The sequence below is a fragment of the Thalassobacter stenotrophicus genome, from assembly GCF_001458315.1.
Taxonomy (GTDB): Bacteria; Pseudomonadota; Alphaproteobacteria; order Rhodobacterales; family Rhodobacteraceae; genus Thalassobacter; species Thalassobacter stenotrophicus.
In genome coordinates this window covers 328,403-342,944 of sequence record NZ_CYRX01000033.1, presented here as the reverse complement: position 1 = coordinate 342,944, position 14,542 = coordinate 328,403, and the positions used below count along the sequence as shown (strand labels likewise).

The 14,542-nt window shown below is 60.7% G+C and carries 11 protein-coding genes; 7 read left to right on the top strand and 4 right to left on the bottom strand.

What is annotated here, in order from left to right:
* Positions 1-26: 26 nt before the first annotated feature.
* Complete coding sequence (locus THS5294_RS16175; RefSeq protein WP_058124546.1) at positions 27-2,432, top strand: heavy metal translocating P-type ATPase; 2,406 nt, start codon at positions 27-29, stop codon at positions 2,430-2,432.
* Between the two features lie 72 nt (positions 2,433-2,504).
* Here THS5294_RS16175 and THS5294_RS16170 read toward each other — a convergent pair whose 3' ends face one another.
* Complete coding sequence (locus THS5294_RS16170) at positions 2,505-3,149, bottom strand: glutathione S-transferase family protein (protein ID WP_058124545.1); 645 nt, start codon at positions 3,147-3,149, stop codon at positions 2,505-2,507.
* A 133-nt stretch (positions 3,150-3,282) separates the two neighbouring features.
* Entirely contained in the window at positions 3,283-4,062 is a 780-nt protein-coding gene (locus THS5294_RS16165; RefSeq protein WP_058124791.1) for a transporter substrate-binding domain-containing protein, read from the bottom strand.
* A gap of 125 nt (positions 4,063-4,187) precedes the next feature.
* On the opposite strand from THS5294_RS16165, the gene THS5294_RS16160 reads away from it, so the two are divergent.
* Genes THS5294_RS16160 through THS5294_RS16150 form a run of 3 tightly spaced genes read left to right on the top strand, consistent with a single transcriptional unit; the run spans position 4,188 to position 7,045 of the window.
* Positions 4,188-4,934: an amino acid ABC transporter ATP-binding protein gene (locus THS5294_RS16160; RefSeq protein ID WP_058124544.1), complete on the top strand. Its 747-nt coding sequence runs from the start codon at positions 4,188-4,190 to the stop codon at positions 4,932-4,934.
* Between the two features lie 9 nt (positions 4,935-4,943).
* Positions 4,944-5,681, top strand: a complete 738-nt coding sequence (locus THS5294_RS16155) for an amino acid ABC transporter permease (RefSeq protein ID WP_038004530.1) — start codon at positions 4,944-4,946, stop codon at positions 5,679-5,681.
* Entirely contained in the window at positions 5,678-7,045 is a 1,368-nt protein-coding gene (locus THS5294_RS16150) for an MATE family efflux transporter (RefSeq protein ID WP_058124543.1), read from the top strand. Before THS5294_RS16155 ends, THS5294_RS16150 begins: the two co-directional genes overlap by 4 nt.
* On the opposite strand, the gene THS5294_RS16145 is transcribed toward THS5294_RS16150, so the two are convergent.
* Positions 7,042-7,932, bottom strand: coding sequence for a hydrogen peroxide-inducible genes activator (locus THS5294_RS16145; protein WP_058124542.1), 891 nt, complete (start codon positions 7,930-7,932; stop codon positions 7,042-7,044). The genes THS5294_RS16150 and THS5294_RS16145 overlap by 4 nt on opposite strands.
* Positions 7,933-8,063: 131 nt before the next feature.
* On the opposite strand from THS5294_RS16145, the gene katG reads away from it, so the two are divergent.
* Positions 8,064-10,262, top strand: a complete 2,199-nt coding sequence (gene katG / locus THS5294_RS16140) for a catalase/peroxidase HPI (RefSeq protein WP_058124541.1) — start codon at positions 8,064-8,066, stop codon at positions 10,260-10,262.
* A 116-nt stretch (positions 10,263-10,378) separates the two neighbouring features.
* Positions 10,379-12,010 (top strand): ABC transporter permease, encoded by a 1,632-nt coding sequence (locus THS5294_RS16135; RefSeq protein WP_058124540.1) that lies wholly within the window; start codon positions 10,379-10,381, stop codon positions 12,008-12,010.
* A 70-nt stretch (positions 12,011-12,080) separates the two neighbouring features.
* On the opposite strand, the gene THS5294_RS16130 is transcribed toward THS5294_RS16135, so the two are convergent.
* A complete protein-coding gene (locus THS5294_RS16130) occupies positions 12,081-13,073 on the bottom strand; it encodes an extracellular solute-binding protein (protein ID WP_233486513.1) in 993 nt (330 codons plus the stop codon).
* A gap of 332 nt (positions 13,074-13,405) precedes the next feature.
* On the opposite strand from THS5294_RS16130, the gene THS5294_RS16125 reads away from it, so the two are divergent.
* Positions 13,406-14,539, top strand: coding sequence for an efflux RND transporter periplasmic adaptor subunit (locus THS5294_RS16125; RefSeq protein WP_058124538.1), 1,134 nt, complete (start codon positions 13,406-13,408; stop codon positions 14,537-14,539).
* Positions 14,540-14,542: the final 3 nt, after the last annotated feature.

Sequence of the window (14,542 nt, the reverse complement as noted above, 5' to 3'; positions counted from 1 at the left end):
TCCTATCTGAATGGGGAGGAGCACCCATGTCCCACACTGTCACATTTTCCGTCACCGGCCTGCATTGCGCGTCTTGCGTGGGGCGCGCTGAGGCCGCATTAGCGGCAGTTCCGGGTGTCACGTCGGCGCAGGTGAACCTCGCCTCCGAAACTGCACACATGCAAGTCGCGGGGCTTGATGCGATCCAAGCCGCACACGCCGCCCTCGAAACGGCGGGCTATCCTGCGGCCACATCGCAGGCCAAGCTTACGATCACGGGATTGCATTGCGCCTCATGCGTTGGTCGTGCTGAGATCGCGTTGCGCGCGGTCCCTGGCGTCACACAGGCAAGCGTCAACCTTGCGTCCGAAACCGCACAGGTCACCTATGCAGAGGGCGTTGCAACACCCGCCCAATTGGCCCAAGCGGTGACGGATGCTGGATACGCGGCCGAGGTCGCAAACGATGCAATCCCCCAGATTGATAGGAAAGCCGCCGAAAGCACCGCACTGCAACGCGCCACTTTAATCGCAGGCATTTTGACCCTGCCGGTATTCATCCTCGAAATGGGCAGTCACCTATCACCCGCCTTTCATCACTGGATTCACACAACCATCGGCATGCGCACCAGTTGGTTCATCCAATTCGTGCTGACGACAGCTGTGTTGGCCGGCCCCGGCTCAGTGTTCTTTCGACTGGGCGTGCCCAGCCTGTTGCGCGGCGCCCCCGAGATGAACGCGCTTGTCGCCCTTGGCACCGCATCGGCGTGGGGGTTTTCCACCGTGGCCCTGTTCGCGCCGAGCGTCCTGCCGGAGGGGACACAAGCCGTCTATTTTGAGGCAGCGGCGGTGATCTGCACCCTGATCCTGTTGGGCCGCACCCTAGAGGCTCGCGCCAAGGGCCGCACCGGAGCGGCTATCACCCGGCTGATTGGCCTGCGCCCGGCAACCGCCCGGGTCGAGACCGACGCAGGCCCCGTTGAACGCCCCCTTGCGGACGTCATAGTCGGCGACCATTTGCACATCCGCCCCGGAGAGCGCGTGCCCGTGGACGGCATCGTTGTATCGGGCGACAGCTTTGTGGATCAAAGCATGATCTCAGGCGAGCCGGTGCCAGTGCACGCAACACCCGGCGCGCAGGTCATTGGCGGCACGGTCAACGGCACCGGCGCATTGGTGATGGAGGCTCGCGCCGTGGGACGCGACACCGTATTGGCACAGGTCATCGACATGGTCCAAACCGCCCAAGGCGCGAAACTGCCAGTGCAAGCCTTGGTGGACCGGGTCACAGGGGTATTCGTGCCCGTAGTAATGGGGTTGGCGGCGTTGACCGTGTGGATATGGCTGATGTTCGGCCCGGATCCTGCGCTGGGGCTGGCGCTCGTGTCGGGTGTATCGGTCCTGATCATCGCCTGCCCTTGCGCCATGGGACTGGCCACGCCGACATCCATCATGGTCGGGTCGGGCCGCGCCGCAGATCTGGGAGTTTTGTTTCGTAAGGGCGAGGCGCTGCAACGCCTTGAGACGGTGAAGACGATTGCCTTTGACAAGACCGGCACCCTGACGGAGGGCCGCCCGGAGTTGACGACCCTCACCCTACGTGAGGGGCTGGACCGAGGCGCGATTTTGGCCCAGATCGCCGCCGTAGAGAGCCAATCCGAGCATCCCATTGCACAAGCGATCTGCCGCGCAGCGGATGATTTGCCCCTGCTTGGAGCAACTGAGTTCAAAGCCACCCCCGGCATGGGCGCGAGCGCCTTGGTCGACGGAAAAACAATGCATGTGGGTGCGGCGCGCTTTATGGCTGAACTAGGCATACCACTAGATATTGACGCGCAGTTCAGCCCCGCAGAAACGCCCCTTTATGCAGCTATAGATGGCCAATTGGTGGCAGCGATCGGAGTGTCGGACCGCATCAAAGACAGCACACCAGCCGCAATCGCGTCATTGCGAGCGATGGGGTTACGGGTTGCAATGATCACCGGCGACGCAGCCTCTACCGCGGATGCGGTTGCCGCGACGCTTGGGATCGACACTGTGGTGTCAGAGTGCCTGCCCGCAGACAAGACCGCTGCATTAGAGCGGTTGCGCGCGGACGGGCCATTGGCCTTTGTAGGCGATGGGATCAACGATGCACCGGCCCTCGCCTTGGCGGACGTGGGCCTTGCCATCGGGACCGGGACGGATATCGCGATGGAAGCTGCGGATGTCGTCTTGATGTCTGGCGATTTGGGCGGGGTGGCACGTGCCGTGGCCATAAGCCGAGCAACCATGCGCAACATTCGGCAAAACCTGTTTTGGGCGTTCGCCTACAACACTGCGCTAATACCAGTGGCGATGGGGGCACTCTACCCCGTTTGGGGCGTGATGCTGTCGCCGATGTTGGCGGGTGGCGCGATGGCGTTAAGCTCTGTCTTTGTGGCGACCAACGCGCTGAGATTGCGCCGGGCGTGAAGGGGGCGCTGCCCCCGTCGCTGCCGCGCCTCCCCCGGGATATTTGGAAACCAAAGAGTGTTTTGCCCGAGTTCAGGGCCGTGCTTTTTGGAGGTAATCGTCCATTGCGGGGCGGTAAAATTCCAACTCATCTGAGACGGCGCTGAACCCCTTTAGGCGCGTTTGGTAAGCGCGCACTGGGGCGGGCCAATCGACGGGTACGCCAAGCGCGGTTTCCATTGCATCAATCCATGCGAACGTAATGGCGAAGCCTGCATCGCACAGCCACAATTGATCCGTGGGTAGTTGGGAGTGGCTGAGCAAAAGGTCGAGTGCTTTGAGGCTTTGACTGAGGGCCGCGCCGCAGGTTTGGACCGCGTCCATGTCGCGCGTGGCATAGGCAACCTGCGGGAAAAGCGCCCGCACATTGGGTTCGAGCCGCGTGTCGTGCAGCCGTCCGAATTCGCGCGCTTTGGCGCGTTGGCGCAGATCAGTGGGCAGCATTGGGATCTCTGGAAAGGCTTCGTTGAGGTATTCTGCGATAGCTTCGCTATCGGCGAGCATAAAGCCCTCATGCACCATGGCGGGGATGTTACCAGAGGGTACGATGGCTTTGTATTCTGCCGACCCGTAGCCGCCGGGTGGTGGCAGTTCTTCCCACGCAAGGCCTTTGTGGCGCAGCGTGACCCGCAGCTTGGCGGTGTAGGTCGAAACGGGGACATTATAAATTGTGAGCATGGAGCCTCCGGGCCTGTGTTTGGGCAGAGTTAGCGCGGTTTTGCCCGCGTCCCAGCGTGGGCGATGTCGTTACAGTAGATTGCACAAAAAAGGCCGCCCCAAAGGACGGCCTTTTTATGCGGTTGGTCGTGCATTACTCAGCCAGAAGCTGCCATTTCACGCCCAGTTCGTCAAAGAAACCCTGCTCTTGCTTGAGCGTGATCCATGTGTTGACGTAGTTGATCCAGACCTGATCAGCCTGTGGCATCAGCATCGCGATGGGTGTGGGCGCGCGGCCTTGGGACACGGGCACGATCATCAGCTGCTCGTATTGTGCGACCAGCTTGTTAGCCTCAACGTTGGACGTGATGTTGGCGTCAGCGCGGCCTGCGAGGACTTCTTGGAAGTCGCGTGCAGGGGCCTCAACGATGCGGTGCTCAGCATTCGGGAAGAAGGCTTTGACCTGCTGCTCTTGGGTGGTGCCCAAGGTCGCCGCAACTTTGACGTCTGCCTGATTGAGATCTTCCCACTCAGAAAAACGGCCGGCGTTTTCTTTGAGCGTCAGCGGCACAGTCGCCAGCGAGAAATAGCTGTTGGAGTAGCCTGCCGCCTTGGCGCGGGCGGGCGATACGGACGCGGAGCCCGTGATGTGGTACTGACCGGCGGTCACACCAGCGACCAGTGTTTTCCAATCGGTGGGCACGAATTCGACCTCAACGCCCAAATCGGCGGCGAGCTGGGTCATCACGTCGATGTCGTAACCCGTGTAGCTGTTGGTGGCGACGTCACGCATGGTCATCGGGTTCCAGTCACCCGTTGTGCCGACCTTTAGCACGCCCTCCGACAGGATTTCCTGCAAGACGGATTGTGCGTGCGCGGCCACGGTGCTCGCGGCCAGTGCGACAATCGTCGCGGTGGTTTTGAAAAAAGTCATCGGGATACCTTCCTGTTTGATGATTGGGACATAGTTTGCCATTCGAGGAAAGAAATGCCCAGTGGTGTCTAATTTTTATGACACTATAGTTTGTAAAAATCTGACACTAGCCAGAAAGACCTTCCATGCCCGATGCCGACACGGCGCCCCTCATTTCGATGCAGGGCGTTTCCAAGTTTTTTGATGAGTTTCAAGCGCTCAAGGACGTCTCGCTTTGCGTAAAGGAAGGCGAGCGGGTGGTGGTTTGTGGCCCCTCAGGGTCGGGCAAATCCACATTGATCCGCTGCATCAACCGCCTTGAGGCACATGAAGCCGGCGATATCGTGGTGGATGGTGTGACGCTGAGCGACAAAACACTCGATCACATTCGCGGCACCGTGGGCATGGTGTTTCAGCAGTTCAACCTGTTCCCGCACCTGACCGTGCTCGAAAACCTCACGTTAGGGCCACGGCGCGCATTAGGGCTCAGCGAGGAAGAGGCCGAGGCCCGCGCCATGCTGTACCTTGAACGTGTGCGCATCCCTGATCAGGCCAACAAACTGCCCCGCCAACTGTCGGGCGGCCAGCAACAGCGCGTGGCTATTGCCCGCTCCCTGTGCATGGAGCCGCGCATTTTGCTCTTCGATGAGCCGACCTCTGCGTTAGACCCGGAAATGATCGCGGAAGTCTTGGATGTGATGGTTGAGCTGGCCCGTTCTGGCATGACGATGATCGTGGTAACCCACGAAATGGGCTTTGCCCGCAAAGTCGCCGACACCATGGTGTTTATGGACAAGGGCGAGATCGTTGAGATCGGCCCCCCAGAGCAGGTATTCAAGGCACCAAAATCCGCGCGCTTTGCCACCTTCCTCAATCAAATTCTCAACCATTAGGGGCGCGTCATGAACCGTATTTTCCTACTCGTTCCCCTGCTGTTGCTGACCGGGTGTGGTGGCGCCAACTGGGGCTGGTACATCATTGATCCGACCACGACGACCGGTTGGAACAACCTCAAATTCCTGGCGTCTGGCGCGTATTGGACCATCGCCCTTTCGCTGACGGCGATCTGCTTTTCCGTGGTCATAGGGCTTTTGATTGCCCTGCCCGGCCTGTCGAAACACCGCGGCTGGCGCGGGGTCAATCGCACCTATGTCGAGCTGGTCCGTGCCGTTCCGATCCTCGTGCTTATCTTGTGGGTTTGGTATGGGCTGCCTGTCGTGTCGGGCATCAACCTGACGATCTTTTGGGCCGGGGTCCTCGCGCTCGCCCTATCAGACAGCGCCTTTCAAGCCGAGATTTTCCGCGCGGGCATCCAGTCCGTTGCGCGGGGCCAGTATGAGGCCGCGCAGTCCATCTCGCTCAACTACCGCGATACGATGCGCTATGTGATCTTGCCCCAAGCCATCCGCCGCATCCTGCCCGCCTTGGGCAATCAATTCGTCTATATGATCAAAATGTCGTCGCTTGTGTCGGTCATTGGCATGCAGGAACTGACCCGCAAGGCGAATGAGTTGTCCGTGAGCGTCTATCGACCGCTCGAAATTTATACGATCCTTGTGGTGGAGTATTTGATTTTGATCCTCATCGTCTCTGCGGGTGTCCGCTGGCTTGAGCGTAAAATGCAAGCAGCCGAGCAATGAAGAACCGTCGCGAATACGACCTGACCGAGGGCCCCATGTCGGGCCACTTTTGGCGGTTGGCGGTGCCTGCGGCCATGGGGATGCTGTTTGCCACGCTTTATAACGTGGTGGACGTGTTTTACGCGGGGATGCTTTCGACCGAAGCGCAGGCCGGTTTGGCCATCGGCTTCCAAGCGTTTTTCATCTTTATGGCCATCGGCTTTGGCCTCAGCTCCGCCATGAGCGCGCTTGTCTCAAACGCGAAGGGCGCCAAGAATACGGAAGACGCCCGCGCCACCGCCGCGCAAGGCATTACCTACGGGATCATCGCCACCGCGATCTTGATGGGCGTTGCCTATTTCATAGGTCCCGCCCTAATCACGATCGTGTCCGAACCGGGCGGCTACCGCGATGCGGCAATGGGCTATTTCTACGTGCTGATTTTTTCGCTGCCCGGGTTTTTCATGTCCTATGGGGCGAACGGCATCCTTCAGGCGCATGGCGATACGGTCTCGATGCAGCGGGCGTTGATGGTCGCCTTCGTGGCAAACATCGTCCTCAACCCGCTGCTGATGTTCACACTGGGCTTTGGATTTAACGGCATCGCGATTGCGACCGTGCTCAGCCAAACCGGCGTGATGGTCTGGATCCTCTACCGCGTCTCACAGCTTGAGATTTTCGAAGGCATCACCCGCGCAGCCTTTGCCCCCGATATGGGCCGTTTTCGGGCGATCACAGCGCAGCTTTTGCCCTCCTCCACCGCGATGATGGTGATGTTCATCTCAGGCTTCGTTGTGCAATTCGCGCTCAAGGGCTTTGGCGAAAGCGCGATTGCGGCCTATGGCGTCGGCCTGCGGATTGAACAGATCCTGCTCTTACCTGTTTTGGGCATGACCGGCGCGCTCTTGCCCATCGCCGGGCAAAACTTTGGCGGCGGACACCACAACCGCGTCCGCGACGCGTTGTTCTACTGCTGGAAGCTGGGCTTTGCGATGACCGTCATCGCCACGCCGACGCTGTGGTTTGGCGGGGCCTACTTTGTATCCCTGTTTTCGGACGATCCACAGGTCATCGCGGTCGGCGCAAGTTACCTGAAAGTCGATGCGATCCTGTTCCCCATCTACATGATGCTGTTTTCCATCAACTCGATCCTTCAGGCGCTAAAACAACCGGTCTACACGCTGTGGATCAGCCTTTACCGCCAGGGGTTTGGCGTCGCCGCATTCATCTGGTTGTTCGTGGGTGTCATGGGTTTTGATGTCTGGGGTGTGTGGTTCGGCATCGCGACGGCGGTCGCCTCAGGCTGGGTGATCGCGTTGATCGTGGTGCAACGGGTCGCAGCCCAGCATATGGGCGGATTGTTCGGCGTGCCTGCGCGCAGCTAGCTTAGGGCTGCAGCGCGCACCACCTGCGCAATGTCATGCAGCTGCGCGGCAAGCGGGCTGGACCGGCGCCAGACCATCCCGACGGTCCGGGTCGGTGGCTGCGCACCCGCAAAGGCCGTGACGTCCACCTGCGTGGAGCGCGTTTCCAACCGCACCGCCATTTCCGGCAAAAGCGTCACACCAATTCCGGCATCCACCATTTGCACCAACGTCGACAGCGATGAGGCGTCCAACGCCTCACGCCCCACACCACTGAGGCCACAAAACTCAAGCGCTTGGTCGCGGAAACAATGCCCCTCTTCCAACAGCAGCAGCCGCATTTCTGCCATAGCGCGGGCGTCCGGCACAGGGCGACCTGCCTCAGACCCGGGTCGCACAAGAACAAAGGGCTCATCGAACAACGCGACTTCTGTCAGCCCCGGCTCAGACACTGGCAGGGCGACAATCGCCGCCTCTAGCAACCCAGCCTCAACGTCCGCCAACAGCCGATGCGTTTGCGTTTCGCGTACATGCAGGTCCAGCCCAGCATGACTACGGCCCAGCGCGGTCATGACCTGCGGTAACAGATATGGCGCGATGGTGGGAATCACGCCCAGCCGCAAACGGCCCATCAGTTGGTCTTGGGCAGCGCGCGCCATCTCACCCATGTCTTCGACCTGTGCGAGCACTTCGCGGGCTTTGGCCACAAACCGCGCCCCAAATTCCGTCAATCGTACCTGCCGCCCGCCGCGTTCCACTAGTGCAAGGCCAAGGCTACCCTCCAACTCCTTGATCTGCATAGACAGCGCGGGCTGTGACACCGCGCAGATCGAAGCGGCGCGGCCAAAATGCCCCTGTGCGGCGAGGGCATCCAGATATCTGAGTTGTTTGAGTGTCAAATTCATCATCAGAAATTCTTATCATCACTATCAGATAAAACAAGTTCCCCTGATTTAACTCGGATGTTAGAATAATTCCAAGACGGCATGTTTGCTGCACGTACGCCGTCACCCTTAACCAACAGATTTGGAGAGTTTCCATGGATGGAGCCCCCGTAGACAGCGCCGGCAAATGCCCGGTGATGCATAACACAAGCGCCACCGGTTCGACCGCGAACCAGCATTGGTGGCCAAACCAGTTGAACCTCAAAGTGCTGCACCAGCAGGGCAAAACGCCCGATCCCATGGGCGCAGATTTCAACTACGCCGAAGCGTTCAAAACGCTTGATCTGGACGCCGTTCGCGCCGATCTGCACGCGTTGATGACCGACAGCCAAGAATGGTGGCCCGCAGACTACGGCCATTACGGCCCCTTCTTTATCCGAATGGCATGGCACTCTGCCGGGACCTACCGTGTCGGCGATGGTCGCGGTGGCGCGGGGGCAGGCAACTTGCGGTTCGCACCGCTGAACTCGTGGCCCGACAACGGTAACCTCGACAAAGCCCGCCGCCTCCTGTGGCCGATCAAGCAAAAGTACGGCGCAAGCCTCAGCTGGGCCGACCTGATGATCCTGACAGGCAACGTCGCGCTGGAATCCATGGGGTTTGAAACCTTTGGTTTCGCCGGTGGCCGCGCAGACATCTGGGAGCCTGAGGAAGACATCTACTGGGGCCCCGAGACCGAATGGCTGGGCGACGACACCGAGCGTTACAACGACCCACGCGAACTGATCGGTGCGTTGGGTGCCGTGCAAATGGGCCTGATCTACGTGAACCCCGAAGGCCCCATGGGCAACCCGGACCCACAGGCATCGGCCCACGATGTGCGTGAGACATTCCTGAAAATGGCCATGAACGACGAAGAAACCGTCGCCTTGGTTGCAGGTGGTCACACCTTCGGCAAAGCCCACGGCGCCGCCGATCCCGGCCAATACGTTGGCGCAGAGCCTGAGGGTGCCCCCCTTGAAGCCATGGCGACCGGCTGGGCAAACTCTTACGAGAGCGGCAAGGGCGTGCACACAATCACCTCCGGCATCGAGGGTGCTTGGACGCGGAACCCCATCGTGTGGGACAACGACTACTTCGACATTCTGCTCGGGTATGAGTGGAAACTGTCGTCCTCACCCGCTGGCGCACATCAGTGGATCCCAACAGACCCAGCCGCCGGTGACATCGTGCCCGACGCACACGACGCCGCACAGCGTCACGCGCCGATCATGACCACCGCTGACTTGGCTCTGCGTACCGATCCCGCCTATCGCGAAATCTCGGAGCGGTTCCACAAGGACCCAGCCGCATTTGCGGACGCCTTTGCCCGCGCTTGGTACAAGCTGACCCACCGCGACATGGGCCCCTATGAGTGCGGCCTTGGCCCCCTTGTACCCGCCGAGCCACAGCCATGGCAGGACCCAGTTCCCGCCGTCACGCACCCCTTGGTATCGGACGCGGACGTCGCAGACCTCAAGTCCGCGTTGCTGGCATCCGGTCTGAGCGTACAGGAAATGACCCGTGTGGCGTGGGCCTCGGCCGCGACCTTCCGCGGGTCAGACAAACGGGGTGGGGCCAATGGCGCACGTATCCGTTTGGCACCTGCCAAGGATTGGGAAGTCAACAATCCTGCTGAGTTGTCCAAGGTTTTGGACGTCCTCGAAGGGATCAAAGCGGACTTTGATGCCAAGGGCGACACCAAGGTGTCCATGGCTGACCTGATCGTACTGGCCGGTTCCGCCGCCGTGGAAAAAGCCGCCAAGGACGCGGGCCACGACGTCACCGTGCCCTTCACACCGGGCCGCACCGACGCCACCCAAGAGATGACGGACACGCACAGCTACGGCTGGCTTGAGCCGCGCTCGGATGCGATGCGCAACTACGTCGCCGCCAGCCAGACCCGCGCCCCTGCGGAGCTGATGGTGGACCGCGCGCAACTGCTGGGCCTGAACGCGCCCGAGCTGACCGCACTGGTCGGCGGGATGCGTGCGATTGGCGCCAACTACGACGGCTCCGATCACGGCGTGTTCACCACCCGCAAAGGTCAGCTGACGAACGACTACTTCGTCAACGTCCTCGACATGGGCACTGAGTGGACCAAAACCGGTGACACCGCCTACGCAGGCAAAGACCGCGCAACCGGCGCCGCCAAATGGACCGGCACAGCCGTCGATCTGGTCTTTGGCTCCAACTCGCAACTGCGGGCCGTGGCCGAGGTTTATGGCGCCAGCGATGGTGAGCCTAAACTGGTCGCCGACTTTGTCGCCGCATGGACCAAAGTCATGAACGCGGATCGCTTCGACCTGGTCTAAGCAGCCCACATCCCACGCTTTTGGGCCGTCCCTTCTGGGGGCGGCCCTTTTTCTTAGCTTTTCTGTCAGGCAGCATCGGGGTATCAACCCCACAACCCAATCTGACGGAGCCCGCCTTGGCCGCTTTCCTATCCGGACGCTTCTTTGTCATCACCGCCAGTGTGATCGCGCTTTTGTGCCTCTTGCCGCACGTCGCGGTCTTGCTCGCGGCTTTCTCAGGCTCATTCGACACGCTGGAACAGCTCAGCAATACGGTGTTGGGGCGCTACGCATCCGCAACCCTGATACTGGTTGTGTGCGTGGCATTCGGCACGGCCTGTTTGGGCGCAGGCGCGGCGTGGCTGGTCACAATGACGGACTTCCCCGGACGTCGTTTATGCGAAATCGCACTGGTGATCCCGCTGGCCTTTCCGGCCTATGTCCTTGCGTACGCCTACACCCATATCCTTGATCACCCGGGCATCGTGCAAACCACCCTACGGACCATGTTTGGCTGGGGCCCACGGGATTATTGGTTCCCCGAAATCCGCTCTATTGGCGGGGCGGCGATGATGCTGACACTGGTGCTATACCCCTATGTCTACCTTTTGGCGCGCGCGTCGTTCATGGGCCAAAGTGCAACGACATTCCACGCGGCCCGCGCGCTGGGACGCACACCTACGGGGGCGTTCTTCTCCGTCTGTTTACCGCTTGCCCGCCCTGCCATTGCAGCGGGCGTCATGCTCGCCACGATGGAAACCATCGCGGACTTTGGCACCGTTGCCTATTTCGGCGTCCAAACATTTGCCACGGGCATCTACACAAGCTGGTTCACGCTGGCTGACCGCGCCGCCGCCGCGCAACTCGCGCTGGGGTTGCTGGCCTTTGCCCTCCTGCTCGCGATGCTGGAACGCTACAGCCGCGGCAACGTACGCTACAACAACGGCCGCCGCCAAGAGACGATGGTCCGGCTGCAACTAACCGGCGCGCGGAAATGGGGGGCAATGACGCTTTGCCTGCTGCCCGTCGTGCTGGGCGTCGTGATCCCGGTCATCACGCTAACCACCATGGCCATCGGGTCTGAGCAGGACATCTTTAGCCGCCGCTACATCGGCTTCATCCAAAACACGCTGACGCTGGCGACCATCGCAGCCCTGCTGACAGTGGCCGGTGCGATTGTTTTGGGCTCTGTCCACCGGGTCAAGGCCACGCGCCTGACAGGTGCGGCCCTTTACATCGCACGCTTGGGCTATGCCGTGCCCGGAGGGGTGATCGCTGTGGGCCTGCTGGTCCCGTTTGCGGCCTTTGACAACACGTTGGACGCATGGATGCGGGCGACGTTTGATGTCTCCACGGGGCTGTTGTTCACCGGCTCTATCTGGGTGCTGATCCTTGCCTACCTGATCCGCTTTATGGCCGCTGCCCTTGGCTCATACGAGGGCGGGATTTCCGCAGTCAGCCCTAATATGGACGCCGCCGCGCGGGTGCTTGGCCAAGGGGTCGGCGGGCTTGTGCGCCGCGTACACGCGCCGATTATCGCCCCTAGCCTTTTCACAGCCGCCCTGATCGTATTCGTGGACGTGATCAAGGAACTGCCTGCAACACTGATCATGCGGCCCTTCAACTATGACACACTCGCGGTGCAGGCTTATCGCCTCGCCTCGGATGAACGCCTCCAAGGGGCGGCAGTGCCCAGCCTGATGATCGCCCTTCTGGGCCTTGTCCCGGTGGTGTTGCTGTGTCGGCGTGTGGCCCGCGATAATGCATAAAGTCATCCCGGCCTAAACCAAAAAAGGGCGCGCCCAGCGGCACGCCCTTTGCGTTGTGATTTGGCTGGATCTATTCCCAGCCCACCGCGTTAAAAATAGCCTGTGCCTTGGGCACATTCGCCGCGATCTCAGAGGCTTGCAGATCATCGGGCTTAAAGATCCCAAGTGCGGCCACAGAGCTGCTTAGCCCCACACCCGGCACTGCGGGGTATTCATCATTCCCGGCCGAGAAATACTGCTGCGCCTGATCACTGGCGAGGTATTCAAGAAACTTGATCGCATTTTCCTTGTTCGGCGCATGGGCAGCAACACCCCCCCCCGACAGGTTCATATGCGCGCCTTCCGCGTCCTGCGCAGGGAAGACCCAACCGATACTGGCCAGCGCCTCCGCATTCAGCCCGTCCACATCGCGGCGCAACGCGCGGGAGAAATAATAGGTGTTCGAGATTGAGATATCACATTCCCCCGAGACAAGCCCGCGCAGCTGATCGGTGTCACCGCCCTGCGGATCACGGGCAAAGTTGTTCACAAAGCCAGCCGCCCATTCCTGCGCCGCTTCTTCGCCGTGGTTGGCAATGATCGCCCCCATCAAGGTCTGGGAATACACGTTGGTGGACGAGCGGTGGCACACCATGCCCTCATATGCGGGGTCGGCCAACTCTAGGTACGATTTGGGCGGGTTTTGCACATCCGCTTTGTCATAGAAAATGATCCGCGCACGCTGTGAAAACCCGAACCACTGGTTGTCGCTGTCCTGCAAATAATCAGGCAAGCGATCCTCTAGCGACGCGCTTTCGATGGATTGCAAAACACCTGCGGCCTTAGCCCGCTCCAACCGTGAGGTATCGACGGTCAGCAGGATATCGGCTGGCGAATTCGCACCCTCGGCCTGCATCCGGGTGATCAACTCATCAGCCTTGCCCTCAATCCGGTTAATCTCAATGCCTGTGGCGTCGGTGAAATCAGAATACAGACGCTCATCGGTGTCGTAGTGGCGTGAGGAGTAAAGGTTCAATTCGCCCTCGGCGAAACCAACGCTCGGCGTGCTGGTCATTGCGACCATCGCAAGCGTGAAAACAGAGACGGTGGATTTGAATGTCATGGGTCTTTCCTTATTCCGACTAATACAGTCAATTACTCAATCCCGCCGACCTGTCAAGCATTTCATACTAAAATACTCGACTTTATTAACCGCTCAAATTCGGCCCCTTTTGCGCGCCTTAGGATCGAACATACTACGGGCAGACTGCCCCTTTTTCCGGCAAACACCGCCACCAGACACTCCGCAGCCACGCGCAGACACCTGTTCATCCTTGTGCGTTGGGTTTGGTACTAGATCGCGCTATGTGATGGCGAGCCGGACGGGGTGAACCGCCCGCAAACAAGGACTTAGACATGCGCGCATTCAAACTATTGGCCACTTTGGCCTTCATCAGCACCCTGCCTGCGGTCACGCTGGCGCAGGGGCGGCCCGCCATGGTCGAAACCGCAGATGTCGCGCTACAGACCAGTTCGGACACAATTGCCGTGTTTGGCCAAATCGTATCAGGCCGCGAAAGCGCGGTCGCCGCGCGCGTCGCTGGCGTGGTCGAAAGTGTCCCGCCACGGGTCGGCGCACAGGTCACCGCAGGTCAGATCCTCGCACAGTTGGACACCGAATTGCTAAGCCTTCAGATCGGCCAAGCCGAGGCGGAAGCCGGCATTGCAGCCGCGGGTGTCGGTGTTGCAGAGGCACGGGTCGACCGGGCCGAACGCGCCTTGCGCCGGGCCGAAACCTTGCGCGAGAACGCCAACATTTCGCAGGCACAGCTCGAAGACCGGCTGAGCGATTTTGACGAAGCCGTTGCGACCCGCGCCGAGGCACAGGCCCGCCTGCGCGCCGCTGAGGTTGCCCGCAGCCAAGCCCAATACGCCTTTGACAATGCGATCATCCGCGCGCCCTTTGACGCCGTCGTGCTTGAGGTCAACACCGAGGTGGGACAGTTCATTTCGGTGGGCAGCCAAGTGGTCACTCTGCTTGATATCGGCGCAATGGAGGTTGAGGCCAACGTGCCCGCACGCTTCATCAGCGCGCTGCAATCTGACCAACCCGTCGCCGCCAGCACGGATGTGGGCGGCACGCTCGAAGTCACCCTACGCGCCATCCTGCCCACGGAATTCGCGGCCACCCGCACCCGGCCCGTCCGGTTTGAGGTCACGCAACCCGATGTGACCATCGCCGTGGGTCAGACGGTCACGCTCGACATTCCCGTCAGCGCCCCGCGTGAGGTCGTGTCGGTCCCCAAAGATGCGCTGGTCCAAGGCGCGGGCGGCTGGATGGTCTTCGTAAACGCCGATGGCACCGCCCAACCGCGCCCCGTGGATATTGGCGCCGCAATGGCCGGCGGTTTTGAGGTATTATCGGGCCTCGCCCCCGGTGATCAGGTCGTCGTGCGCGGCAACGAACGACTGCGCCCGGGACAAAGCATCATGTCCACCAACGCGCCCCCTCCTGCGGCAGACGCCGAAACAACAGACAATCAAGGATAAGAA